The 25322-nt window shown below is 54.1% G+C and carries 15 protein-coding genes, 6 tRNA genes and 3 rRNA genes; 23 read left to right on the top strand and 1 reads right to left on the bottom strand.

From position 1 onward, the window contains the following. Window positions 1-2: 2 nt before the first annotated feature. Window positions 3-1424: a peptidoglycan DD-metalloendopeptidase family protein gene (locus ACA051_RS26720; protein WP_497305869.1), complete on the bottom strand. Its 1422-nt coding sequence runs from the start codon at window positions 1422-1424 to the stop codon at window positions 3-5. 212 nt (window positions 1425-1636) lie between these two features. On the opposite strand from ACA051_RS26720, the gene tyrS reads away from it, so the two are divergent. From tyrS to rpsL, 23 genes are all read left to right on the top strand, one after another. After that, a complete protein-coding gene (gene tyrS, locus ACA051_RS26715) occupies window positions 1637-2836 on the top strand; it encodes a tyrosine--tRNA ligase (RefSeq protein ID WP_497372509.1) in 1200 nt (399 codons plus the stop codon). Window positions 2837-3388: 552 nt separating this feature from the next. Continuing rightward, window positions 3389-4927 (top strand): 16S ribosomal RNA (locus tag ACA051_RS26710). 161 nt (window positions 4928-5088) lie between these two features. After that, window positions 5089-5165: transfer RNA gene (locus ACA051_RS26705), tRNA-Ile, on the top strand. A 27-nt stretch (window positions 5166-5192) separates the two neighbouring features. Further along, window positions 5193-5268: transfer RNA gene (locus tag ACA051_RS26700), tRNA-Ala, on the top strand. Window positions 5269-5517: 249 nt separating this feature from the next. Continuing rightward, window positions 5518-8409 (top strand): 23S ribosomal RNA (locus ACA051_RS26695). 173 nt (window positions 8410-8582) lie between these two features. Beyond that, window positions 8583-8698, top strand: a 5S ribosomal RNA gene (gene rrf / locus ACA051_RS26690). Together the 16S, 23S and 5S rRNA genes with 2 tRNA genes alongside form the textbook arrangement of a ribosomal RNA operon. A gap of 136 nt (window positions 8699-8834) precedes the next feature. Then, window positions 8835-9794, top strand: coding sequence for a bifunctional biotin--[acetyl-CoA-carboxylase] ligase/biotin operon repressor BirA (birA, locus tag ACA051_RS26685; RefSeq protein ID WP_497305865.1), 960 nt, complete (start codon window positions 8835-8837; stop codon window positions 9792-9794). Continuing rightward, on the top strand, window positions 9784-10533 hold the full coding sequence (locus ACA051_RS26680; RefSeq protein WP_497305863.1) for a pantothenate kinase: 750 nt from the start codon (window positions 9784-9786) through the stop codon (window positions 10531-10533). The genes birA and ACA051_RS26680 overlap by 11 nt, the downstream gene beginning before the upstream one ends. Window positions 10534-10540: 7 nt before the next feature. Next, window positions 10541-10981 carry a hypothetical protein gene (locus ACA051_RS26675; RefSeq protein WP_497305861.1) on the top strand — a complete coding sequence of 147 codons (441 nt, stop codon included), beginning with the start codon at window positions 10541-10543 and terminating at the stop codon, window positions 10979-10981. A gap of 142 nt (window positions 10982-11123) precedes the next feature. Further along, window positions 11124-11208, top strand: a tRNA-Tyr gene (locus ACA051_RS26670). 24 nt (window positions 11209-11232) lie between these two features. Further along, window positions 11233-11306, top strand: a tRNA-Gly gene (locus ACA051_RS26665). 26 nt (window positions 11307-11332) lie between these two features. Continuing rightward, window positions 11333-11408: transfer RNA gene (locus ACA051_RS26660), tRNA-Thr, on the top strand. 83 nt (window positions 11409-11491) lie between these two features. Next, window positions 11492-12685 (top strand): elongation factor Tu, encoded by a 1194-nt coding sequence (tuf, locus tag ACA051_RS26655; protein ID WP_007896619.1) that lies wholly within the window; start codon window positions 11492-11494, stop codon window positions 12683-12685. Window positions 12686-12738: 53 nt separating this feature from the next. Next, a tRNA-Trp gene (locus ACA051_RS26650) sits at window positions 12739-12814 on the top strand. A gap of 45 nt (window positions 12815-12859) precedes the next feature. Beyond that, a complete protein-coding gene (secE, locus tag ACA051_RS26645; RefSeq protein ID WP_008145488.1) occupies window positions 12860-13228 on the top strand; it encodes a preprotein translocase subunit SecE in 369 nt (122 codons plus the stop codon). Between the two features lie 9 nt (window positions 13229-13237). Further along, complete coding sequence (gene nusG / locus ACA051_RS26640; protein ID WP_007896622.1) at window positions 13238-13771, top strand: transcription termination/antitermination protein NusG; 534 nt, start codon at window positions 13238-13240, stop codon at window positions 13769-13771. A gap of 117 nt (window positions 13772-13888) precedes the next feature. Beyond that, window positions 13889-14320, top strand: a complete 432-nt coding sequence (gene rplK, locus ACA051_RS26635; protein ID WP_003210097.1) for a 50S ribosomal protein L11 — start codon at window positions 13889-13891, stop codon at window positions 14318-14320. Beyond that, a complete protein-coding gene (rplA, locus tag ACA051_RS26630; protein ID WP_007896626.1) occupies window positions 14320-15015 on the top strand; it encodes a 50S ribosomal protein L1 in 696 nt (231 codons plus the stop codon). The genes rplK and rplA overlap by 1 nt, the downstream gene beginning before the upstream one ends. Before the next feature lie 198 nt (window positions 15016-15213). Beyond that, on the top strand, window positions 15214-15714 hold the full coding sequence (rplJ, locus tag ACA051_RS26625) for a 50S ribosomal protein L10 (protein WP_010467255.1): 501 nt from the start codon (window positions 15214-15216) through the stop codon (window positions 15712-15714). A gap of 80 nt (window positions 15715-15794) precedes the next feature. Then, window positions 15795-16160, top strand: coding sequence for a 50S ribosomal protein L7/L12 (rplL, locus tag ACA051_RS26620; RefSeq protein ID WP_008145490.1), 366 nt, complete (start codon window positions 15795-15797; stop codon window positions 16158-16160). A 220-nt stretch (window positions 16161-16380) separates the two neighbouring features. Then, window positions 16381-20454, top strand: coding sequence for a DNA-directed RNA polymerase subunit beta (gene rpoB / locus ACA051_RS26615; protein WP_497305859.1), 4074 nt, complete (start codon window positions 16381-16383; stop codon window positions 20452-20454). A 64-nt stretch (window positions 20455-20518) separates the two neighbouring features. Next, window positions 20519-24718, top strand: a complete 4200-nt coding sequence (rpoC, locus tag ACA051_RS26610; protein ID WP_497305857.1) for a DNA-directed RNA polymerase subunit beta' — start codon at window positions 20519-20521, stop codon at window positions 24716-24718. Window positions 24719-24934: 216 nt separating this feature from the next. Then, window positions 24935-25306 carry a 30S ribosomal protein S12 gene (rpsL, locus tag ACA051_RS26605; protein WP_002555494.1) on the top strand — a complete coding sequence of 124 codons (372 nt, stop codon included), beginning with the start codon at window positions 24935-24937 and terminating at the stop codon, window positions 25304-25306. Window positions 25307-25322: the final 16 nt, after the last annotated feature.

Here is a 25322-nt window from a genome sequence, read left to right as displayed (position 1 = left end):
ATTTAGCGCTTCGAAGCCAGCATGGTGGCTTTCTCTTGGTCCATGCGCGCCATCAGCGGCTGGCTCTGCGTGAGAAAGCGTGCGCGTTCCGCTTTGGAGATAGGGTCGGCCATCGCAACTTTCTGGCCCAGTGGGTCGACATGCACGCCGTTGACCTGGAACTCGTAGTGCAAGTGCGGGCCTGTGGACAGGCCGGTCGTGCCGATATAACCGATCACCTGGCCTTGCTTGACGCTACCGCCGGTCTTGACGCCTTTGGCAAAGCCCTGCATATGGCCGTAAAGCGTGCGGTAGGTGTTGCCATGCTGGATGATCACGGTATTACCGTAGCCGCCACGGCGACCGGCGAGTAACACTTTACCGTCACCGGCCGCTTTGATCGGTGTGCCGCGGGGTGCTGCGTAATCCACACCTTTGTGGGCGCGGATCTTGTTCAGGATCGGGTGTTTGCGGCCCATGGAGAATTTCGAACTGATGCGGGCGAAGTCTACCGGCGTACGGATGAAAGCCTTGCGCATGCTGTTGCCGTCAGCGGTGTAGTAACTGCTGTTGCCTTGCTTGTTGGTGTAACGCACGGCGGTGTAGGTCTTGCCGCGGTTGGTGAAGCGTGCGGACAGGATCGGGCCGTTGCCGACAGCCTTGCCGTTGACGACTTTTTGCTCGTAGATCACATCGAACTCGTCACCCTGGCGGATATCCTGAGCGAAGTCGACGTCATAACCAAACACGCTGGCCATGTCCATGGTCAGGCTATGGGACAGGCCTGCACGCGCGGCAGATTGCGACAGCGAGCTGTTGATCACGCCATGAACGTAGGCGGAGCGCACGGTAGGCTTGGCTGTAATGCGGTTGAACGTATAACCCTTGTCATTCTTTGTCAGGGTGATGCTTTCGAGGTCGCTGACTTTGCTGTGCAGGTTGGTCAACTGGCCGTCGGGAGTCAGTTCGAATTCGAGTTTCTGGCCGTGTTTGAGCTGGCTGAATTGCTTGGCTTGCTTATCGCTGGCCAGTACTTCATGCACCGAAGTGGCGGGGAGGCCGACTTTCTCAAACAGCGTGGACAGCGTGTCTCCTTTGGAAACGATCACTTCCCTGTGGTTTGGGGCCTTCTTTTCTTCGACGACCGGGGCAGGTACAGGCTCGACCTGAGCGGTTTCCTGTGGCTCTTCGGCGCTGTTTTCGATCTGCGCGAAAGGCGAGGCTGCCGGTTCATTTGTGGCTTGGACGGCTTCAGCTGCGTCTTGATCTTGTGTCAGTTGTTCAGCAGGGCTTTCCAGTTCAAGACTCAGGGTCGTCTTTTTGGCTTCTACATCACTGGACGGGAATACCAGAAGCGCCAGGCTCAGAAGAGCGGCGATTCCACTTGCTGCAAGCAGGTGGGTCTTCGGGTAAAGCGGTGGCGCTTTAGGCGATTCTTTGGTCATAGGTAATTTTTGACTTTGAAAAAGATGAATTGGAAAAGATGAATGACATGATGAAGATGAAATAACTGTATAAAATATAACCAAATCATCTCTGAAGCAAGTCCGTGGTCACTCTGCCGGCGGATTGGCGTCATTGCACCGGCCAAACTTTGTATTTGACGCGTGATCTTGTATGGTTGGTCCCCTTTGAATTCGAGCCTTGCGGGTCTGTTATGAAGTCGGTTGAAGAGCAGCTAGCGCTGATTAAACGTGGTGCGGAAGAACTGTTGGTCGAGTCCGAGCTGATCGAAAAGCTCAAGCGTGGCCAGCCGCTTCGTATTAAGGCAGGCTTCGATCCGACCGCGCCGGATTTGCACCTGGGTCATACGGTGCTTATTAATAAGCTGCGTCAGTTCCAGGAGCTGGGGCATCAGGTGATCTTCCTTATAGGCGACTTCACCGGGATGATCGGTGATCCGAGCGGCAAGAGCGCGACGCGTCCTCCGCTCACTCGCGAGCAGGTTCTCGAGAATGCCGAGACCTACAAGACTCAAGTCTTCAAGATTCTCGATCCGGCCAAGACCGAGGTGGCGTTCAACTCCACCTGGATGGATCAGATGGGGCCGGCGGACTTCATTCGTCTGACTTCGCAGTACACCGTGGCTCGCATGCTTGAGCGCGATGACTTCGACAAGCGTTACACGACCAACCAGCCAATCGCTATTCACGAGTTCCTCTATCCGCTGGTTCAAGGGTATGACTCGGTCGCGCTGCGCGCGGATGTCGAATTGGGTGGTACCGATCAGAAGTTCAACCTGCTGATGGGGCGTGAGCTGCAGCGCAGTTATGGTCAAGAGGCTCAATGCATTCTGACCATGCCGCTGCTCGAAGGTCTGGATGGCGTGAAGAAGATGTCCAAGTCCTTGGGCAACTACGTCGGTATACAGGAGGCGCCGGGTGTCATGTACGGCAAGCTGGTCTCTATTCCGGATGCGCTGATGTGGCGTTACTTCGAATTGCTCAGTTTCCGTTCCATGGATGAGATCAATGTCTTTCGTGCTGATGTCGAAGCGGGTGCCAATCCGCGTGATATCAAGATCAAGCTGGCCGAAGAGATCGTCGCGCGTTTCCATGGTGAAGAGGCTGCGGCCAATGCTCACCGTGCGGCGGGCAATCGTATGAAGGATGGCGAGCTGCCGGACGATCTGCCAGAGATCGAGTTGACCGCTACTGACGATATGCCGATCGCTGCCGTCCTTAATAAGGCGGGCCTGGTCAAGAACTCGGCTGTCGCGCGAGACCTGCTGGGTTCCGGTGGTGTGCGTATAGATGGTGAGGTTGTGGATCGCACCTTTATATACGTACTGGGCGCGACCCATGTTTGCCAAGCCGGAAAGAAGGCATTTGCGCGTATTACCCTCAAATCCGAATAAAGCTGAAATTATGTGTTGACGGCAGATTCTGGAAGTCTATAATTCGCCCCACTTCCGGCGCAGTCGAAACGGAAAACTCCTTGGTAAACAAAGAGTTACGCAGTTTTGGACAGCGAGTTGCTTCAGGTCATCGAAGCCCAGAAGGAGTTGGTCAGGCAGGGTTGTTTAGCTTGATTGACGATTCGATCTTCTCGGTCGAAAGCGGAGAAAAAGAGGTGTTGACAGCAGCGAGTAACGCTGTAGAATTCGCCTCCCGCTAACGAGAGATCGGAAGCGCAAGTGGTTGAAGTTGCAAAGGAAACTTTGAAAGCTTCTGAAAATAACCGCTTGACAGCAACAGAGGCTGCTGTAGAATGCGCGCCTCGGTTGAGACGAAAGATCTTAACCAACCGCTCTTTAACAACTGAATCAAGCAATTCGTGTGGGTGCTTGTGGAGTCAGACTGATAGTCAACAAGATTATCAGCATCACAAGTTACTCCGCGAGAAATCAAAGATGTAACCAACGATTGCTGAGCCAAGTTTAGGGTTTCTTAAAAACCCAAAGATGTTTGAACTGAAGAGTTTGATCATGGCTCAGATTGAACGCTGGCGGCAGGCCTAACACATGCAAGTCGAGCGGCAGCACGGGTACTTGTACCTGGTGGCGAGCGGCGGACGGGTGAGTAATGCCTAGGAATCTGCCTGGTAGTGGGGGATAACGCTCGGAAACGGACGCTAATACCGCATACGTCCTACGGGAGAAAGCAGGGGACCTTCGGGCCTTGCGCTATCAGATGAGCCTAGGTCGGATTAGCTAGTTGGTGAGGTAATGGCTCACCAAGGCGACGATCCGTAACTGGTCTGAGAGGATGATCAGTCACACTGGAACTGAGACACGGTCCAGACTCCTACGGGAGGCAGCAGTGGGGAATATTGGACAATGGGCGAAAGCCTGATCCAGCCATGCCGCGTGTGTGAAGAAGGTCTTCGGATTGTAAAGCACTTTAAGTTGGGAGGAAGGGCATTTACCTAATACGTAAGTGTTTTGACGTTACCGACAGAATAAGCACCGGCTAACTCTGTGCCAGCAGCCGCGGTAATACAGAGGGTGCAAGCGTTAATCGGAATTACTGGGCGTAAAGCGCGCGTAGGTGGTTTGTTAAGTTGGATGTGAAATCCCCGGGCTCAACCTGGGAACTGCATTCAAAACTGACAAGCTAGAGTATGGTAGAGGGTGGTGGAATTTCCTGTGTAGCGGTGAAATGCGTAGATATAGGAAGGAACACCAGTGGCGAAGGCGACCACCTGGACTGATACTGACACTGAGGTGCGAAAGCGTGGGGAGCAAACAGGATTAGATACCCTGGTAGTCCACGCCGTAAACGATGTCAACTAGCCGTTGGGAGCCTTGAGCTCTTAGTGGCGCAGCTAACGCATTAAGTTGACCGCCTGGGGAGTACGGCCGCAAGGTTAAAACTCAAATGAATTGACGGGGGCCCGCACAAGCGGTGGAGCATGTGGTTTAATTCGAAGCAACGCGAAGAACCTTACCAGGCCTTGACATCCAATGAACTTTCCAGAGATGGATTGGTGCCTTCGGGAACATTGAGACAGGTGCTGCATGGCTGTCGTCAGCTCGTGTCGTGAGATGTTGGGTTAAGTCCCGTAACGAGCGCAACCCTTGTCCTTAGTTACCAGCACGTAATGGTGGGCACTCTAAGGAGACTGCCGGTGACAAACCGGAGGAAGGTGGGGATGACGTCAAGTCATCATGGCCCTTACGGCCTGGGCTACACACGTGCTACAATGGTCGGTACAGAGGGTTGCCAAGCCGCGAGGTGGAGCTAATCCCAGAAAACCGATCGTAGTCCGGATCGCAGTCTGCAACTCGACTGCGTGAAGTCGGAATCGCTAGTAATCGCGAATCAGAATGTCGCGGTGAATACGTTCCCGGGCCTTGTACACACCGCCCGTCACACCATGGGAGTGGGTTGCACCAGAAGTAGCTAGTCTAACCTTCGGGAGGACGGTTACCACGGTGTGATTCATGACTGGGGTGAAGTCGTAACAAGGTAGCCGTAGGGGAACCTGCGGCTGGATCACCTCCTTAATCGACGACATCAGCTGCTCCATAAGTTCCCACACGAATTGCTTGATTCATTGAAGAAGACGATAAGAAGCAGCCCTAACAGGTTGTAGCTTAGTTGGTTGGAGCGCACCCCATGCTCAGTGTTAAAGAGCAGGGTGAGGTCGGCCTTAAAGCTCGAAATTGGGTCTGTAGCTCAGTTGGTTAGAGCGCACCCCTGATAAGGGTGAGGTCGGCAGTTCGAATCTGCCCAGACCCACCAATTTTGTGTGGGAACCTGTAGAAATACGGGGCCATAGCTCAGCTGGGAGAGCGCCTGCCTTGCACGCAGGAGGTCAACGGTTCGATCCCGTTTGGCTCCACCACTACTGCTTCTGTTTGTTGAAAGCTTAGAAATGAGCATTCCATTGTGATGATGGTGAATGTTGATTTCTAGTCTTTGGCTAGATCGTTCTTTAAAAATTTGGGTATGTGATAGAAAGATAGACTGAACGTTACTTTCACTGGTAACGGATCAGGCTAAGGTAAAATTTGTGAGTTACTCTTAACTGAGTATTATCGAATTTTCGGCGAATGTCGTCTTCACAGTATAACCAGATTGCTTGGGGTTATATGGTCAAGTGAAGAAGCGCATACGGTGGATGCCTTGGCAGTCAGAGGCGATGAAAGACGTGGTAGCCTGCGAAAAGCTTCGGGGAGTCGGCAAACAGACTTTGATCCGGAGATGTCTGAATGGGGGAACCCAGCCATCATAAGATGGTTATCTTAAGCTGAATACATAGGCTTAAGAGGCGAACCAGGGGAACTGAAACATCTAAGTACCCTGAGGAAAAGAAATCAACCGAGATTCCCTTAGTAGTGGCGAGCGAACGGGGACTAGCCCTTAAGTGGCTTTGAGATTAGCGGAACGCTCTGGAAAGTGCGGCCATAGTGGGTGATAGCCCTGTACGCGAAAATCTCTTAGTCATGAAATCGAGTAGGACGGAGCACGAGAAACTTTGTCTGAATATGGGGGGACCATCCTCCAAGGCTAAATACTACTGACTGACCGATAGTGAACTAGTACCGTGAGGGAAAGGCGAAAAGAACCCCGGAGAGGGGAGTGAAATAGATCCTGAAACCGTATGCGTACAAGCAGTGGGAGCCCACTTTGTTGGGTGACTGCGTACCTTTTGTATAATGGGTCAGCGACTTATTTTCAGTGGCGAGCTTAACCGAATAGGGGAGGCGTAGCGAAAGCGAGTCTTAATAGGGCGTCTAGTCGCTGGGAATAGACCCGAAACCGGGCGATCTATCCATGGGCAGGTTGAAGGTTGGGTAACACTAACTGGAGGACCGAACCGACTACCGTTGAAAAGTTAGCGGATGACCTGTGGATCGGAGTGAAAGGCTAATCAAGCTCGGAGATAGCTGGTTCTCCTCGAAAGCTATTTAGGTAGCGCCTCATGTATCACTGTAGGGGGTAGAGCACTGTTTCGGCTAGGGGGTCATCCCGACTTACCAAACCGATGCAAACTCCGAATACCTACAAGTGCCGAGCATGGGAGACACACGGCGGGTGCTAACGTCCGTCGTGAAAAGGGAAACAACCCAGACCGTCAGCTAAGGTCCCAAAGTTATGGTTAAGTGGGAAACGATGTGGGAAGGCTTAGACAGCTAGGAGGTTGGCTTAGAAGCAGCCACCCTTTAAAGAAAGCGTAATAGCTCACTAGTCGAGTCGGCCTGCGCGGAAGATGTAACGGGGCTCAAACCATACACCGAAGCTACGGGTATCACTTAGGTGATGCGGTAGAGGAGCGTTCTGTAAGCCTGTGAAGGTGAGTTGAGAAGCTTGCTGGAGGTATCAGAAGTGCGAATGCTGACATGAGTAACGACAATGGGTGTGAAAAACACCCACGCCGAAAGACCAAGGTTTCCTGCGCAACGTTAATCGACGCAGGGTTAGTCGGTCCCTAAGGCGAGGCTGAAAAGCGTAGTCGATGGAAAACAGGTTAATATTCCTGTACTTCTGGTTATTGCGATGGAGGGACGGAGAAGGCTAGGCCAGCTTGGCGTTGGTTGTCCAAGTTTAAGGTGGTAGGCTGGAATCTTAGGTAAATCCGGGATTCTAAGGCCGAGAGCTGATGACGAGTGTTCTTTTAGAACACGAAGTGGTTGATGCCATGCTTCCAAGAAAAGCTTCTAAGCTTCAGGTAACCAGGAACCGTACCCCAAACCGACACAGGTGGTTGGGTAGAGAATACCAAGGCGCTTGAGAGAACTCGGGTGAAGGAACTAGGCAAAATGGCACCGTAACTTCGGGAGAAGGTGCGCCGGTGAGGGTGAAGGACTTGCTCCGTAAGCTCATGCCGGTCGAAGATACCAGGCCGCTGCGACTGTTTATTAAAAACACAGCACTCTGCAAACACGAAAGTGGACGTATAGGGTGTGACGCCTGCCCGGTGCCGGAAGGTTAATTGATGGGGTTAGCTAACGCGAAGCTCTTGATCGAAGCCCCGGTAAACGGCGGCCGTAACTATAACGGTCCTAAGGTAGCGAAATTCCTTGTCGGGTAAGTTCCGACCTGCACGAATGGCGTAACGATGGCGGCGCTGTCTCCACCCGAGACTCAGTGAAATTGAAATCGCTGTGAAGATGCAGTGTATCCGCGGCTAGACGGAAAGACCCCGTGAACCTTTACTATAGCTTTGCACTGGACTTTGAATTTGCTTGTGTAGGATAGGTGGGAGGCTTTGAAGCGTGGACGCCAGTTCGCGTGGAGCCAACCTTGAAATACCACCCTGGCAACTTTGAGGTTCTAACTCAGGTCCGTTATCCGGATCGAGGACAGTGTATGGTGGGTAGTTTGACTGGGGCGGTCTCCTCCTAAAGAGTAACGGAGGAGTACGAAGGTGCGCTCAGACCGGTCGGAAATCGGTCGTAGAGTATAAAGGCAAAAGCGCGCTTGACTGCGAGACAGACACGTCGAGCAGGTACGAAAGTAGGTCTTAGTGATCCGGTGGTTCTGTATGGAAGGGCCATCGCTCAACGGATAAAAGGTACTCCGGGGATAACAGGCTGATACCGCCCAAGAGTTCATATCGACGGCGGTGTTTGGCACCTCGATGTCGGCTCATCACATCCTGGGGCTGAAGCCGGTCCCAAGGGTATGGCTGTTCGCCATTTAAAGTGGTACGCGAGCTGGGTTTAGAACGTCGTGAGACAGTTCGGTCCCTATCTGCCGTGGACGTTTGAGATTTGAGAGGGGCTGCTCCTAGTACGAGAGGACCGGAGTGGACGAACCTCTGGTGTTCCGGTTGTCACGCCAGTGGCATTGCCGGGTAGCTATGTTCGGAATAGATAACCGCTGAAAGCATCTAAGCGGGAAACTAGCCTCAAGATGAGATCTCACTGGGACCTTGAGTCCCCTGAAGGGCCGTCGAAGACTACGACGTTGATAGGTTGGGTGTGTAAGCGCTGTGAGGCGTTGAGCTAACCAATACTAATTGCCCGTGAGGCTTGACCATATAACACCCAAGCAATTTGCAAGCTTTGAGCTGAAAAGCAAAAGAGCACCAGATTGCGGTGTGTGAAGACGAAACGAACCGAAAGTTCGAAAGACTCACAAAACACCGAGATCTATCACATACCCATTCGCTGGAGCGTAATCCGTAAGGAGAACGACCTGGCTACCGAATTTCTTGACGACCATAGAGCATTGGAACCACCTGATCCCATCCCGAACTCAGCAGTGAAACGATGCATCGCCGATGGTAGTGTGGGGTTTCCCCATGTGAGAGTAGGTCATCGTCAAGATTAAATTCCGAAACCCCTATCTGCGTATGCAGGTAGGGGTTTTGTTTTGTCCGCAGGAAAATCTGGTCCTCGGGGTTTCTATGCAACGGCTCGGGGCATGGCTATCATGCGGGCCTCATTGTGAGGCGAGACTTGCATGCTGACGTTGTTAAAGCTTCTTAAGGATGGCAAGTTCCATTCGGGTCAGGCCCTGGGCGTCGCCTTGGGCGTCAGTCGTAGTGCGGTATGGAAGCAGCTACAGCATTTAGAGGCTGAGCTTGGCTTGTCCATCCATAAGGTGCGCGGACGTGGCTATCAATTGGCTGCGCCATTGACGCTGCTTGATCCTGCCGGCATAAAAGAACAGGCGCCCTCGTGCGACTGGCCTATTCTGCTCTTCGACTCAATTGACTCCACTAACGCTGAAGCCTTGCGCGTAATAGAGCGTGGGCAGGCTGCGCCATTCTTGGTGCTCTCCGAGCGGCAGACTGCGGGTCGCGGCCGACGTGGGCGAAATTGGGCCAGTCCTTTCGCAGAAAACATCTATTACAGCCTCGTATTGCGCATCGAAGGTGGAATGCGTCAGCTCGAAGGGTTGAGTCTTGTGGTTGGGCTTGCTGTCATGCAGGCGTTGAGAGATCTCGGTATCCCGGGCGCGGGCTTGAAGTGGCCCAATGATGTTCTGGTTGGCCAGAAAAAGATCGCCGGGATATTGCTCGAGCTGGTGGGTGATCCTGCTGATGTGTGTCACGTGGTGCTGGGTGTTGGAATTAATGTGAATATGCAGGCAACCGATGAGATTGATCAGCAATGGACATCCGTGCGGTTGGAGTCGGGCAGGGTGTTTGACCGCAATCACCTTGTCGCGCAATTAGGGTTAATGCTTCAGAAATATCTGGCCCGTCATCAGGTTGATGGGTTTTCCGCTATTCAGCGGGAATGGGAGCAGAACCATCTTTGGCAAGGGCGGGCAGTCTCGTTGATTGCTGGCGTCAACCAGATTGATGGTGAGGTGTTGGGTATCGACAGTCAGGGTGCCTTGCGCTTGAAGGTAAATGGTGTGGAAAAGGTCTTTAGTGGTGGTGAGCTCAGCCTGAGGTTGCGTGATGATTCTTGAGCTCGACTGCGGAAACAGTTTTATAAAGTGGCGGGCTCTCCATGCGGATGCCAAGCAGGTGTTTGGTGAAGGCGTCGTGGATTCGGATTTCGCATTGCTGGAAAGCCTGAGTGGACTCGAAGGGCTGGCCCTCAAGCAGTGCCGGTTGGTCAGTGTCAGAACGGCCGAAGAGACTGCTGCGTTGACCTCTCTGCTGACAAAAGCGTTCTCTGTATCCGTAATTTGCGCTGCGCCGGCGCGTGAAATGGCAGGCGTTCGGAATGGGTACGAGGAGTTTGAGCGGTTGGGGCTTGATCGCTGGTTAGCGATGCTCGGTGGATTTAACCTGGCCGCAGGAGCATGCCTGGTACTCGATTTCGGTACCGCGGTGACTGCTGATTTCATTGCGGGGGATGGAGATCATCTTGGCGGGTTTATTTGCCCTGGAATGCCTCTGATGCGCAACCAGTTACGAACCCATACCCGCAAGATTCGCTATGGCGATATCGCTGCCGAGCGCGCACTTGAAAGCCTCGTACCAGGCCGCACAACGGTCGAAGCGGTTGAGCGAGGATGTTTGCTTATGTTGAGAGGCTTCGTCCTGACTCAGCTGGAAATGGCGCGTAGTTATTGGGGGGAGGATTTTGCGGTATTCCTCACGGGAGGCGATGCGGCGCTCGTCTCCGAAATCGTACCGGATGCCAGACTGGTTCCAGACCTGGTGTTTGTAGGTCTGGCGATGGCATGCCCTTTGTCTTGAGGTTCTTATGCGTTGGTTGTTCCTGCTGTTGCTGGTTCTCAATGTCTTCTATTACATCTGGCATCAACAAGAGGCCCCGCTGCGTGCGAAAGATGTAACGCCTTTGAGTTTGTATCGAGGATCGCAGCAGGATATCCGTTTGCTAAGCGAGGCAACTGATACGGGGCGTGAGAAAGGAAAGTCGGCGTCGACGGACAGTGGCTGCCTTTACTTGGGTGGTTTCACTCGTCAGGAGGTCGCCCTGGCAGCTGAGCGCCGGCTGGGTGGGATGGATATCAAAGTTCAATCGTTGCCAAAAGACTCCTCTGATCCGTCTGGCTACTGGCTCCGTGTAGCACCTGAAAGCCGGCGTTTAGTGGATGATCTTCAGCTGCTAAACCTTTCCAAAGAATTCAATGAGTTAAAACATAAAATAATGCCGTGCGAGGGGGTTGCGCCTGCGGAATAGTTTGCATAGAATGGCGCCCGCTTCGCAGTGAAGACCTTTAACGGTCAGCAGTACGAAGCGGTGTCAATGCAGCTAACCTCAGGTTTTTAATGAGAAAATGCTTGACAGAAGGTCGGCATGATATAGAATGCCGGCTCGCTTAGGAGGGGTTCCCGAGCGGCCAAAGGGATCAGACTGTAAATCTGACGTCTACGACTTCGAAGGTTCGAATCCTTCCCCCTCCACCATTTTTAGCGAGAGCTGCAAGCTCCGCGGGTATAGTTTAGTGGTAGAACCTCAGCCTTCCAAGCTGATGATGCGGGTTCGATTCCCGCTACCCGCTCCAAGTTTGCAGGTCCTGCAAGGCGTTACGCTCTTGTAGCTCAGTTGGTAGAGCACACCCTTGGTAAGGGTGAGGTCAGCGGTTCAAATCCGCTCAAGAGCTCCATATAACAAGGCAGATATGAAAATATCTGCCTTTGTTTTAATGGGTTGTATCACTGCTTAATTCTTCTGCTGGGGGTTGCTTCGATGGCTAAGGAAAAGTTCGAGCGTAATAAGCCGCACGTCAATGTAGGCACCATTGGTCACGTAGACCACGGTAAAACTACTTTGACCGCTGCGCTAACCCGTGTCTGCTCCGAGGTTTTCGGTTCGGCAAAGGTGGATTTCGACAAGATCGATAGCGCCCCAGAAGAGAAAGCGCGTGGTATCACCATTAATACTGCTCACGTTGAGTACGATTCGGCTGTGCGTCACTACGCGCATGTTGACTGTCCGGGTCACGCTGACTACGTAAAGAACATGATTACCGGTGCTGCTCAGATGGATGGTGCGATCCTGGTTTGCTCGGCCGCAGACGGTCCGATGCCGCAAACCCGCGAGCACATCCTGCTCTCTCGCCAGGTTGGGGTTCCGTACATCGTTGTCTTCCTGAACAAGGCTGACATGGTTGATGATGCTGAGCTGCTCGAGTTGGTTGAGATGGAAGTGCGCGATCTGCTGAGTACTTACGATTTCCCGGGTGATGACACTCCGATCATCATTGGTTCTGCGCTGATGGCGTTGAACGGTCAAGACGACAACGAGATGGGTACAACTGCCGTTAAGAAGTTGGTTGAGACTCTGGATAGCTACATTCCGCAGCCTGAGCGTGCGATCGACAAACCGTTCCTGATGCCGATCGAGGATGTGTTCTCGATCTCGGGTCGCGGTACTGTCGTGACTGGTCGTGTTGAGCGTGGCATCGTCCGCATTCAGGAAGAGGTTGAGATTGTTGGTCTTCGTGACACTGTCAAAACAACTTGTACTGGTGTTGAAATGTTCCGAAAGCTGCTCGACGAAGGTCGTGCTGGCGAGAATTGTGGGGTGCTGCTGCGCGGTACCAAGCGTGATGATGTTGAGCGTGGCCAGGTTTTGGTCAAGCCGGGCACCGTCAAGCCGCACACCAAGTTTACTGCTGAAGTATACGTTTTGAGCAAGGAGGAGGGTGGTCGTCATACGCCATTCTTCAAAGGCTACCGTCCACAGTTCTACTTCCGTACTACGGATGTGACCGGTAACTGCGAATTGCCAGAGGGCGTTGAAATGGTTATGCCGGGTGATAACGTTCAGATGACCGTTACCTTGATCAAAACCATTGCGATGGAAGATGGTCTTCGTTTCGCTATCCGTGAGGGCGGTCGTACCGTCGGCGCTGGTGTCGTAGCTAAAGTCATCGAGTAAGTTGTTGTAATGTCTTTTTCAGGCCGGCATAATGGTCGGCCTGATTTTGTTTTAGGTCAGTAGCTCAATTGGCAGAGCGACGGTCTCCAAAACCGTAGGTTGGGGGTTCGATTCCCTCCTGACCTGCCAGATTCACTTGGTGTGTCTGGCTTTCTTTTCACAGGATCTTCATAGATGACTCCTAAAGCTGAAGCTCAAGGCTCTCGCTTCGATCTGCTCAAGTGGCTAGTAGTAGTTGCTTTGGTGGTTGTTGGCGTTGTTGGCAATCAGTATTACTCTGCTTCGCCGATCCTGTATCGCGTACTTGCATTGCTTGCCATCGCTGCTGTAGCTGCCTTTGTAGGCCTGCAGACTGTGAAGGGCAAGTCTTTCTTTGTGCTGGTTAAGGAAGCTCGCACCGAGATTCGTAAAGTCGTATGGCCAACTCGCCAAGAAACCACGCAGACCACGTTGATCGTTGTGGCTGTTGTTCTGGTTATGGCGTTGCTGTTGTGGGGGCTTGATTCCCTGCTCGGCTGGCTTGTTTCCTTGATTGTCGGCTAAGGGTGTCCCGTGGCTAAGCGTTGGTACGTTGTGCATGCTTACTCCGGTTACGAGAAGCATGTCATGCGCTCGTTGGTAGAGCGCGTAAAGCTGGCTGGCATGGAAGATGGCTTCGGCGAAATTCTGGTTCCCACTGAAGAAGTGGTTGAAATGCGTAATGGCCAGAAACGCAAAAGCGAGCGCAAGTTCTTCCCAGGTTATGTGCTGGTCCAGATGGACATGAACGAGGGTACTTGGCACTTGGTCAAGGATACTCCTCGGGTGATGGGCTTCATCGGCGGTACTGCTGATAAGCCTGCACCGATTACAGATAAAGAGGCAGAAGCGATTCTGCGTCGTGTCGCTGATGGTAGTGACAAGCCGAAGCCGAAGACGTTGTTCGAGCCAGGTGAGTCGGTACGTGTCAATGACGGTCCGTTTGCTGATTTTACCGGCACGGTCGAAGAAGTTAACTACGAAAAGAGCCGGATCCAAGTGGCGGTGCTCATTTTCGGTCGCTCTACTCCGGTAGAGCTAGAGTTCAGCCAGGTCGAAAAGGTCTAGCTGAGCAAGCATCCCAACCCCGCAGCCTTGGGCTGTGGGGTTTTGTCGTCACTGGGATAAACGCGCAAGTAACCGGGGAGCCTTTCGAGGCGTTCGAACCCGTAATTGGAGTGCCTCATGGCCAAGAAGATTACCGCTTACATCAAGCTGCAAGTGAAGGCCGCTCAGGCTAACCCAAGCCCACCTGTTGGTCCTGCTCTGGGTCAGCACGGCGTGAACATCATGGAATTCTGCAAGGCTTTCAACGCCCGTACTCAGGGTATTGAACCAGGTCTGCCGACTCCAGTGATCATCACTGTCTACAGCGACCGTAGCTTCACTTTCGAAACCAAGTCCACCCCTGCTTCGGTTCTGCTGAAGAAGGCTGCTGGTCTGACTAGCGGTTCCGCTCGTCCGAACACCGTTAAGGTTGGCACCGTGACCCGTGCTCAGCTGGAAGAAATCGCGAAAACCAAAAACGCGGATCTGACTGCAGCTGATATGGACGCAGCCGTGCGTACTATCGCCGGTTCTGCTCGTAGCATGGGCCTTAACGTGGAGGGTGTGTAATGGCTAAGTTGACCAAGCGTCAAAAGGCTATCGCCGGCAAAATCGAAGCAGGCAAGTCCTACAACTTTGTAGATGCTGCCGCTCTGCTGGCTGAGCTGTCGACTGTCAAGTTCAGCGAGTCGTTCGACGTTGCTGTAAACTTGGGCGTTGACCCGCGTAAATCTGACCAGGTTGTTCGTAGCGCTACTGTGCTGCCACACGGCACTGGTAAGACTGTTCGCGTAGCTGTGTTCACCCAGGGTCCAGCTGCTGAGGCCGCTCTGGCTGCCGGCGCTGACCGTGTAGGTATGGACGACCTGGCTGCCGAAATGAAAGGCGGCGACCTGAACTATGACGTAGTTATCGCATCCCCGGATGCCATGCGCGTTGTTGGTCAGTTGGGTCAGATCCTGGGTCCGCGCGGCCTGATGCCTAACCCTAAAGTCGGCACCGTAACGCCAGACGTAGCTACGGCGGTTAAAAACGCCAAGGCTGGTCAGGTTCGTTATCGCACCGACAAAAACGGCATCATTCACACCTCCGTTGGCAAAGTCGGCTTTGACGCCGTCAAGCTGAAGGAAAACGTTGAAGCCCTGATCGCTGATCTGAAGCGTATCAAACCAGCTTCGTCGAAAGGTATTTACGTCAAGCGCGTTACCCTGAGCACCACCATGGGTCCAGGTCTGGTCATCGACCAAGGCTCGCTCGACGCGTAAGACACAGATTGGCGCAAGCGATTGCGCCAATTGAAAGATTGGGGTCCCTGCCTTGCGGGGGCTATCCAAGACCGTAGGCGGCGCAAGTCTTAAACCTCAAGCCTACGCAGATGGTGCTCCCGGTTCCTTACCGAATCAGACACCAAAACGACATCTAGCCTCGGTTGGATGAAACGGTAACAAGCAGGAGTTTTTCCCGTGGCAATTAAACTTGAAGACAAGAAGGCCATCGTCGCTGAAGTCAACAAGGCTGCCCAAGTTGCTCTGTCCGCTGTCGTGGCTGATGCCCGTGGCGTAACAGTAGGCGCTATGACCGGACTCCGTAAAGAGGCTCGTGAAGCTGGCGTTTACGTACGTGTTGTACGTAACACCCTGCTCAAGCGCGCCGTTGCTGGCACTCAATATGACGTGCTCAACGACGTGTTCACTGGCCCGACCTTGATTGCATTCTCCAAAGAACATCCGGGCGCTGCTGCTCGTATCTTCAAAGAGTTCGCAAAAGGTCAGGATAAGTTCGAGATCAAGGCAGCTGCGTTCGAGGGCAAGTTCCTCGCGGCTAATCAGATCGACGTACTGGCAAGCCTGCCGACCCGTGACGAAGCAATTTCTCAGCTGATGAGCGTGATTCAAGGCGCAACCAGCAAATTGGCTCGTACTCTGGCGGCTCTTCGCGACCAGAAAGAAGCCGCTGCAGCCTAAGGCTGAGCGACACCTTTCAGCGTTTATTGTTTATTTCGATGGCCGCGTAGGCTGTCACCCCAATACAGGAATTTATAGTCATGTCTCTGACTAACGACCAAATCATCGAAGCAATCGGCGAAAAATCCGTTCTGGAAATCGTTGAGCTGATCAAGGCCATGGAAGAGAAGTTCGGCGTTTCTGCTGCCGCTGCTTCCGCTGGTCCAGCTGCTGTCGCTGCTGTTGTTGAAGAACAAACTGAATTCAACGTCATGCTGCTGGAAGCTGGCGAGAAGAAAGTTAACGTGATCAAGGCAGTACGTGAACTGACCGGTCTGGGCTTGAAAGAAGCCAAGGCAGTAGTTGACGGCGCTCCTGGCGTGGTTCTGGAAGCTGTTTCGAAAGACGCAGCTGACAAAGCCAAAGCCACTCTGGAAGAAGCAGGCGCTAAAGTCGAGCTGAAGTAAGCATCGACTTTGCTCCTCCAGCCCGAGCGTTAAGCGAAAGGCTGATGGCTGGTGGCTCTTGCCACCGGCCTTTTTCCGTTATTGGCAGCCGACTCGGTCGGTGCTGGTAACGAGCGGTAACCACCCGATGCGGTGGCGCAAACCATGGGGTTTGCACGATTTTCTGGCTGCTCCCGTCGGGAGGGGCCAAACAAGCAGGTGACCAAGCTGGGGAACGCTGATGGCTTACTCATATACTGAGAAAAAACGTATCCGCAAGGACTTTAGCAAGTTGCCGGACGTCATGGATGTGCCGTACCTCCTGGCCATCCAGCTGGATTCGTATCGTGAATTCTTGCAAGCGGGAGCGACTAAAGATCAGTTCCGCGACGTGGGCCTGCATGCGGCCTTCAAATCCGTGTTCCCGATCATCAGCTACTCCGGCAATGCTGCGCTGGAGTACGTCGGTTATCGCTTGGGCGAACCGGCATTTGATGTCAAAGAATGCGTATTACGCGGTGTAACTTACGCCGTACCTTTGCGGGTAAAAGTGCGCCTGATCATTTTCGACAAAGAATCGTCGAACAAAGCGATCAAGGACATTAAAGAGCAAGAAGTCTACATGGGTGAAATTCCCCTGATGACCGAGAACGGTACCTTCGTAATCAACGGTACCGAGCGTGTAATCGTTTCCCAGCTGCACCGTTCCCCGGGCGTGTTCTTCGACCACGACCGTGGCAAGACGCACAGCTCCGGTAAACTGCTGTACTCCGCGCGCATCATTCCTTACCGCGGTTCGTGGCTGGACTTCGAGTTCGACCCGAAAGACTGTGTGTTCGTGCGTATCGACCGTCGTCGCAAGCTGCCTGCATCGGTACTGCTGCGCGCGCTCGGCTATACCACTGAGGAAGTGCTTGACGCGTTCTACACCACCAACGTCTTCCACGTGCAGGGTGAAAACCTCAGCCTGGAACTGGTGCCTCAGCGCCTGCGTGGTGAAATTGCTGTCCTGGATATCCTGGATGACAAAGGCAAGGTTATTGTCGAGCAAGGTCGTCGTATTACCGCTCGCCACATCAACCAGCTGGAAAAAGCCGGGATCAAAGAGCTGCAAGTGCCTCTGGACTACGTCCTGGGTCGCACTACCGCCAAGGTCATCGTGCATCCGGCAACCGGCGAAATCCTGGCAGAGTGCAATACCGAACTGAACACCGAAATCCTGGCAAAAATCGCCAAGTCCCAGGTTGTTCGCATCGAAACTCTGTACACCAACGATATCGACTGCGGTCCGTTCGTCTCCGACACTCTGAAGATCGACTCCACCAGCAACCAATTGGAAGCGCTGGTCGAGATCTATCGCATGATGCGTCCAGGCGAGCCGCCAACCAAAGACGCTGCCGAGACTCTGTTCAACAACCTGTTCTTCAGTCCTGAGCGCTATGACCTGTCTGCGGTCGGCCGGATGAAGTTCAACCGTCGTATCGGTCGTACCGAGATCGAAGGTTCGGGCGTGTTGTGCAAAGAAGACATCGTTGCGGTGCTGAAGACTCTGGTCGACATCCGTAACGGTAAAGGCATCGTCGATGACATCGACCACCTGGGTAACCGTCGTGTTCGCTGCGTAGGCGAAATGGCCGAGAACCAGTTCCGCGTTGGCCTGGTACGTGTTGAGCGTGCGGTCAAAGAGCGTCTGTCGATGGCTGAAAGCGAAGGCCTGATGCCGCAAGACCTGATCAACGCCAAGCCAGTGGCTGCGGCGGTGAAAGAGTTCTTCGGTTCCAGCCAGCTTTCCCAGTTCATGGACCAGAACAACCCGCTGTCCGAGATTACCCACAAGCGTCGTGTTTCTGCACTCGGCCCTGGCGGTTTGACTCGTGAGCGTGCTGGCTTTGAAGTTCGTGACGTACACCCGACTCACTACGGTCGTGTATGCCCGATTGAAACGCCGGAAGGTCCGAACATCGGTCTGATCAACTCCCTGGCCGCTTATGCGCGCACCAACCAGTACGGCTTCCTCGAAAGCCCGTACCGTGTGGTGAAAGACGCTCTGGTCACCGACGAGATCGTGTTCCTGTCGGCCATCGAAGAAGCTGATCACGTGATCGCTCAGGCTTCGGCCACGATGAACGACAAGAAAATGCTGGTCGACGAGCTGGTAGCTGTTCGTCACTTGAACGAGTTCACCGTTAAGGCGCCGGAAGACGTCACCTTGATGGACGTATCGCCGAAGCAGGTAGTTTCGGTTGCTGCGTCGCTGATCCCGTTCCTCGAGCACGATGACGCCAACCGTGCGTTGATGGGTTCGAACATGCAGCGTCAAGCTGTACCAACCTTGCGTGCTGACAAGCCGCTGGTCGGTACCGGCATGGAGCGTAACGTAGCCCGTGACTCCGGCGTTTGTGTCGTGGCTCGTCGTGGCGGCGTGATCGACTCCGTTGATGCCAGCCGTATCGTGGTTCGTGTTGCTGATGATGAAGTTGAAACCGGTGAAGCTGGTGTCGACATCTACAACCTGACCAAATACACCCGCTCCAACCAGAACACCTGCATCAACCAGCGTCCGCTGGTGCGTAAAGGTGATCGGGTTCAGCGTAGCGACATCATGGCTGACGGCCCGTCCACCGACATGGGTGAGCTGGCGCTGGGTCAGAACATGCGTATCGCGTTCATGGCCTGGAACGGTTACAACTTCGAAGACTCCATCTGCCTGTCGGAACGAGTTGTTCAAGAAGACCGCTTTACCACGATCCACATTCAGGAACTGACCTGTGTGGCACGTGACACCAAGCTTGGGCCAGAGGAAATCACTGCAGACATCCCGAACGTGGGTGAGGCTGCACTGAACAAACTGGACGAAGCCGGTATCGTTTACGTAGGTGCTGAAGTTGGCGCAGGCGACATCCTGGTTGGTAAGGTCACTCCGAAAGGCGAGACACAACTGACTCCGGAAGAGAAGCTGTTGCGTGCCATCTTCGGTGAAAAAGCCAGCGACGTTAAAGACACTTCCCTGCGCGTGCCTACCGGCACCAAGGGTACCGTCATCGACGTACAGGTCTTCACCCGCGACGGCGTTGAGCGTGATGCTCGCGCACTGTCGATCGAGAAGACTCAACTCGACGAGATCCGCAAGGACCTGAACGAAGAGTTCCGTATCGTTGAAGGCGCCACTTTCGAACGTCTGCGCTCCGCTCTGGTCGGCCACAAAGCCGAAGGCGGCGCCGGGCTGAAGAAGGGGCAGGACATCACCGACGAAGTTCTCGACGGTCTTGAGCATGGTCAGTGGTTCAAACTGCGCATGGCTGAAGATGCTCTGAACGAGCAGCTCGAGAAGGCTCAGGCCTACATCGTTGATCGCCGCCGTTTGCTGGACGACAAGTTCGAAGACAAGAAGCGCAAACTGCAGCAGGGCGATGACCTGGCTCCAGGCGTGCTGAAAATCGTCAAGGTTTACCTGGCAATCCGTCGCCGCATCCAGCCGGGCGACAAGATGGCCGGTCGTCACGGTAACAAAGGTGTGGTCTCCGTGATCATGCCGGTTGAAGACATGCCGCACGATGCCAATGGCACCCCGGTCGACGTTGTCCTCAACCCGTTGGGCGTACCTTCGCGTATGAACGTTGGTCAGATCCTTGAAACCCACCTGGGCCTCGCGGCCAAAGGTCTGGGCGAGAAGATCAACCGGATGATCGAAGAGCAGCGCAAAGTCGCTGAACTTCGTAAATTCCTCGACGAGATCTACAACCAGATCGGCGGTCGTAACGAAGATCTGGATAGCTTCTCCGATCAGGAAATCCTGGATCTGGCGAAGAACCTGCGTGGCGGCGTTCCAATGGCCACTCCAGTGTTCGACGGCGCCAAGGAAAGCGAAATCAAAGCCATGCTGAAACTGGCAGACCTGCCAGAAAGCGGCCAGATGCAGCTGACCGACGGCCGTACCGGCAACAAGTTCGAGCGCCCGGTTACTGTTGGCTACATGTACATGCTGAAGCTGAACCACTTGGTAGACGACAAGATGCACGCTCGTTCTACCGGTTCGTACAGCCTGGTTACCCAGCAGCCGCTGGGTGGTAAGGCGCAGTTCGGTGGTCAGCGTTTCGGGGAGATGGAGGTCTGGGCACTGGAAGCATACGGTGCTGCTTACACTCTGCAAGAAATGCTCACAGTGAAGTCGGACGATGTGAACGGCCGTACCAAGATGTACAAAAACATCGTGGATGGCGATCACCGTATGGAGCCGGGCATGCCCGAGTCCTTCAACGTGTTGATCAAGGAAATTCGTTCCCTCGGCATCGATATCGATCTGGAAACCGAATAACACGTGACGCGAATCGAGAGCGGGGCAGGATTGCCCGCTCTCTGCTCCGCCAGGAGGAAAGGCCTTGAAAGACCTACTGAATTTGCTGAAAAACCAGGGTCAAGTCGAAGAGTTCGACGCCATCCGTATTGGATTGGCATCGCCTGAGATGATCCGTTCGTGGTCGTTCGGTGAAGTTAAAAAGCCGGAAACCATCAACTACCGTACGTTCAAACCTGAACGTGACGGCCTGTTCTGCGCCAAGATCTTTGGCCCGGTAAAGGATTACGAGTGCCTGTGCGGTAAGTACAAGCGCTTGAAGCACCGTGGTGTGATCTGCGAGAAGTGCGGCGTTGAAGTCGCGCTGGCAAAAGTTCGTCGTGAGCGCATGGCGCACATCGAACTGGCCTCGCCAGTTGCCCACATCTGGTTCCTGAAATCGCTGCCGTCGCGTATCGGCTTGCTGATGGACATGACCCTGCGTGATATCGAACGCGTTCTCTACTTCGAGAGCTATGTCGTTATCGACCCAGGCATGACCACCCTTGAAAAAGGCCAGCTGCTCAACGACGAGCAGTACTTCGAAGCGCTGGAAGAGTTCGGCGACGATTTCGATGCCCGCATGGGTGCCGAAGCTGTCCGTGAACTGCTGCACGCTATCGATCTGGAACACGAGATTGGCCGTCTGCGTGAAGAAATTCCGCAAACCAACTCCGAAACCAAAATCAAGAAGCTGTCCAAGCGTCTGAAGTTGATGGAAGCCTTCCAGGGTTCCGGTAACCTTCCAGAATGGATGGTGCTGACCGTTCTGCCGGTTCTGCCGCCAGATCTGCGTCCACTGGTCCCGCTGGATGGCGGTCGCTTCGCGACTTCCGACCTCAACGATCTGTATCGTCGAGTGATCAACCGTAACAACCGCTTGAAGCGCCTGCTTGATCTGTCCGCTCCGGACATCATCGTGCGCAACGAAAAGCGTATGTTGCAGGAAGCCGTCGATGCACTGCTCGACAACGGTCGTCGTGGCCGCGCTATCACTGGTTCTAACAAGCGTCCTCTGAAATCCCTGGCTGACATGATCAAGGGTAAACAAGGTCGTTTCCGTCAGAACTTGCTCGGTAAGCGTGTTGACTACTCCGGTCGTTCGGTAATTACCGTAGGTCCGACCCTGCGTCTGCACCAGTGCGGTCTGCCGAAGAAGATGGCTCTCGAGCTGTTCAAGCCGTTCATTTTCGGCAAGCTGGAAATGCGTGGTCTCGCTACCACCATCAAAGCCGCCAAGAAGATGGTCGAGCGCGAGCTGCCTGAGGTTTGGGACGTTCTCGCTGAAGTGATCCGTGAACACCCGGTTCTCCTCAACCGTGCACCGACCCTTCACCGTCTGGGTATCCAGGCGTTTGAACCAGTACTGATCGAAGGTAAGGCTATCCAGCTGCACCCTCTGGTCTGTGCTGCGTACAACGCCGACTTCGACGGCGACCAAATGGCCGTGCACGTACCGCTGACACTGGAAGCCCAGTTGGAAGCGCGTGCGTTGATGATGTCGACCAACAACATCCTGTCGCCAGCCAACGGTGAGCCAATCATCGTTCCTTCGCAGGACGTTGTATTGGGTCTGTACTACATGACTCGTGAAGCGATCAATGCCAAAGGCGAAGGTCGTGTGTTCGCGGATCTGCAAGAAGTTGACCGTGTGTTCCGTGCCGGCGAAGCCGCACTGCACGCTAAAGTCAAAGTGCGGATCCACGAAACCGTTAACGATCGTGATGGTGGCAGCGTCAAGAACACCCGTATCGTTGACACTACTGTCGGCCGTGCGCTGTTGTTCCAGGTTGTTCCACCTGGTCTTTCGTACGACGTCGTCAACCAGCCGATGAAGAAAAAGGCGATCTCCAAGCTGATCAACCAGTGCTACCGCGTGGTTGGTTTGAAAGAGACCGTGATCTTCGCTGACCAGTTGATGTACACCGGTTTTGCCTATTCGACCATTTCCGGCGTTTCCATCGGTGTTAACGACTTCGTTATCCCGGATGAAAAAGCCCGCATCATCAATGCTGCCACTGATGAAGTGAAAGAGATCGAAAGTCAGTACGCCTCCGGCCTGGTAACCCAGGGCGAGAAGTACAACAAAGTGATTGACCTTTGGTCCAAGGCGAACGACGAAGTTTCCAAGGCGATGATGGCGAACCTCTCGAAAGAGAAAGTCATTGACCGCCATGGCGTCGAAGTCGACCAAGAGTCCTTCAACTCGATGTACATGATGGCCGACTCGGGCGCTCGGGGTTCTGCTGCGCAGATCCGTCAGCTCGCCGGTATGCGTGGCCTGATGGCGAAGCCGGACGGTTCCATCATCGAAACGCCGATTACTGCGAACTTCCGTGAAGGTTTGAGCGTACTTCAGTACTTCATCTCCACTCACGGTGCTCGTAAAGGTTTGGCGGATACCGCGTTGAAAACCGCGAACTCCGGTTACCTGACTCGTCGTCTGGTAGATGTGGCGCAGGATCTGGTTGTGACCGAGATCGATTGCGGCACCGAGCATGGCCTGGTAATGACTCCGCACATTGAAGGCGGTGATGTTGTTGAGCCATTGGGTGAGCGCGTATTGGGTCGTGTCATTGCCCGTGACGTGTTCAAGCCAGGTACCGAAGAAATCATCGTTCCTGCCGGTACGCTGGTAGACGAGAAGTGGGTTGAGTTCATCGAGCTGAACAGTATCGATGAAGTGATCGTGCGTTCGCCGATCAGCTGCGAAACCCGCTACGGCATTTGCGCCAAGTGCTACGGCCGTGACTTGGCACGTGGTCACCAGGTGAACATCGGTGAAGCGGTCGGCGTCATCGCTGCCCAGTCCATCGGTGAGCCGGGTACCCAGCTGACCATGCGTACGTTCCACATCGGTGGTGCGGCAAGCCGGACCTCCGCGGCCGACAGCGTTCAGGTGAAGAATGGCGGTACCGTCCGTCTGCATAACCTGAAGCACGTTGAGCGAGTGGATGGTTGCCTGGTTGCTGTGTCCCGTTCCGGTGAGCTGGCGATCGCTGATGACTTCGGTCGTGAGCGCGAGCGTTACAAGCTGCCGTACGGTGCTGTGATTTCGGTTAAAGAAGGTGACAAGGTCGACGCTGGCGCAATCGTGGCCAAGTGGGATCCGCACACTCACCCAATCGTTACCGAAATGAAAGGTACCGTGACCTACGTGGGCATGGAAGAAGGCATCACGATCAAGCGTCAGACTGACGAATTGACCGGTATGACCAACATTGAAGTACTCGACGCCAAAGACCGTCCAGCTGCCGGTAAAGATATCCGTCCTGCTGTGAAGATGGTTGATGACAACGGCAAGGATCTCTTGCTGCCGGGTACCGACGTAATTGCTCAGTACTTCCTGCCTGCCAACGCCCTGGTCGGCGTGGCGGACGGTGCGAAAATCGCGATCGGTGATGTTATCGCTCGTATTCCGCAAGAGACTTCGAAAACCCGTGACATCACCGGTGGTCTGCCGCGTGTTGCCGACTTGTTCGAAGCCCGTCGTCCGAAAGAAGCCTCGATTCTGGCTGAAGTCAGCGGCACCATCGCGTTCGGTAAAGAGACCAAGGGCAAGCGCCGTCTGGTCATTACCCCGAACGATGGTAGCGATCCGTACGAAGAGCTGATTCCTAAGTGGCGTCACCTGAACGTCTTCGAAGGCGAACAGGTAAACCGCGGCGAAGTTATCTCCGACGGCCCGAGCGATCCACACGATATCCTGCGTCTGCTGGGTGTGAGTGCGCTGGCCAAGTACATCGTGAACGAGATCCAGGACGTTTATCGTCTGCAAGGCGTGAAGATCAACGACAAGCACATCGAGACCATCCTGCGTCAGATGTTGCGTAAGGTTGAAATCGCTGAGTCCGGCGATTCAACTTTCATCAAGGGCGACCAGATGGAATTGACTCACGTTCTTGTAGAGAACGAGCGTTTGGCTGGCGACGAGAAATTCGTTTCCAAGTTCACTCGCGTGCTGTTGGGTATTACCAAGGCGTCGTTGTCCACCGAATCGTTCATCTCGGCGGCTTCCTTCCAGGAAACCACTCGCGTACTGACCGAAGCGGCGGTAACCGGCAAGCGCGATTACCTGCGCGGCCTGAAAGAAAACGTGGTCGTAGGTCGTCTGATCCCGGCGGGTACCGGTCTGGCATATCACAGCGAGCGTAAGCGTCGTCGTGAAGCTGACAAACCGTTGCGTGTAAGCGCCAGTGAAGTGGAAGCTGCACTGACCGAAGCGCTGAACTCAAGCGGTAACTGAGTTCTGCGATTAATGAGCGTGAGGCCCTGGTCGCTCCGTTCGTCGAATCGAGACAAATTGTCGAGATTGGATGAGCGGGGAGGTCGGGGCCTTTCCTTGACTGGGGACAAGATCCTCTTTAGACTCTTGTACCCCTAAATTTGGCGGGAATTCGTTCCTGCCATTTTGCTTTTCTTGCAAGACAATAGCGTCGCAAGACAACAGTGGAGCTAGTAGATGGCAACTATCAACCAGCTGGTACGTCAGCCGCGTAAGCGTATCGTCGAGAAATCCGACGTGCCTGCGCTGCAGAACTGCCCGCAACGTCGTGGCGTATGCACCCGTGTGTATACCACCACGCCGAAAAAACCTAACTCGGCACTGCGTAAAGTATGCCGTGTGCGTCTGACCAACGGTTTCGAGGTTTCCTCGTACATCGGCGGTGAAGGCCACAACCTGCAAGAGCACAGCGTGGTACTGATCCGCGGCGGTCGTGTAAAAGACTTGCCAGGTGTTCGTTATCACACCGTACGCGGTTCTTTGGATACTTCCGGCGTTAAAGGTCGTAACCAGGGTCGCTCGAAGTACGGTACCAAGAAGCCTAAGTAGTAGTGGCTTTTTGTAA

It is taken from the genome of Pseudomonas sp. LBUM1669 (assembly GCF_059695705.1).
Note: the sequence above shows the minus strand (reverse complement) of the source record. Positions and strands in the feature narration are given on the sequence as shown.

Coding starts and splice junctions, on each gene's coding strand:
- ACA051_RS26720 (WP_497305869.1), bottom strand. CDS start 1,424: ATGACCAAAGAATCGCCTAAAGCGCCACCGCTTTACCCGAAGACCCAC.
- tyrS (WP_497372509.1), top strand. CDS start 1,637: ATGAAGTCGGTTGAAGAGCAGCTAGCGCTGATTAAACGTGGTGCGGAA.
- birA (WP_497305865.1), top strand. CDS start 8,835: ATGCTGACGTTGTTAAAGCTTCTTAAGGATGGCAAGTTCCATTCGGGT.
- ACA051_RS26680 (WP_497305863.1), top strand. CDS start 9,784: ATGATTCTTGAGCTCGACTGCGGAAACAGTTTTATAAAGTGGCGGGCT.
- ACA051_RS26675 (WP_497305861.1), top strand. CDS start 10,541: ATGCGTTGGTTGTTCCTGCTGTTGCTGGTTCTCAATGTCTTCTATTAC.
- tuf (WP_007896619.1), top strand. CDS start 11,492: ATGGCTAAGGAAAAGTTCGAGCGTAATAAGCCGCACGTCAATGTAGGC.
- secE (WP_008145488.1), top strand. CDS start 12,860: ATGACTCCTAAAGCTGAAGCTCAAGGCTCTCGCTTCGATCTGCTCAAG.
- rplK (WP_003210097.1), top strand. CDS start 13,889: ATGGCCAAGAAGATTACCGCTTACATCAAGCTGCAAGTGAAGGCCGCT.
- rplA (WP_007896626.1), top strand. CDS start 14,320: ATGGCTAAGTTGACCAAGCGTCAAAAGGCTATCGCCGGCAAAATCGAA.
- rplL (WP_008145490.1), top strand. CDS start 15,795: ATGTCTCTGACTAACGACCAAATCATCGAAGCAATCGGCGAAAAATCC.
- rpoB (WP_497305859.1), top strand. CDS start 16,381: ATGGCTTACTCATATACTGAGAAAAAACGTATCCGCAAGGACTTTAGC.
- rpsL (WP_002555494.1), top strand. CDS start 24,935: ATGGCAACTATCAACCAGCTGGTACGTCAGCCGCGTAAGCGTATCGTC.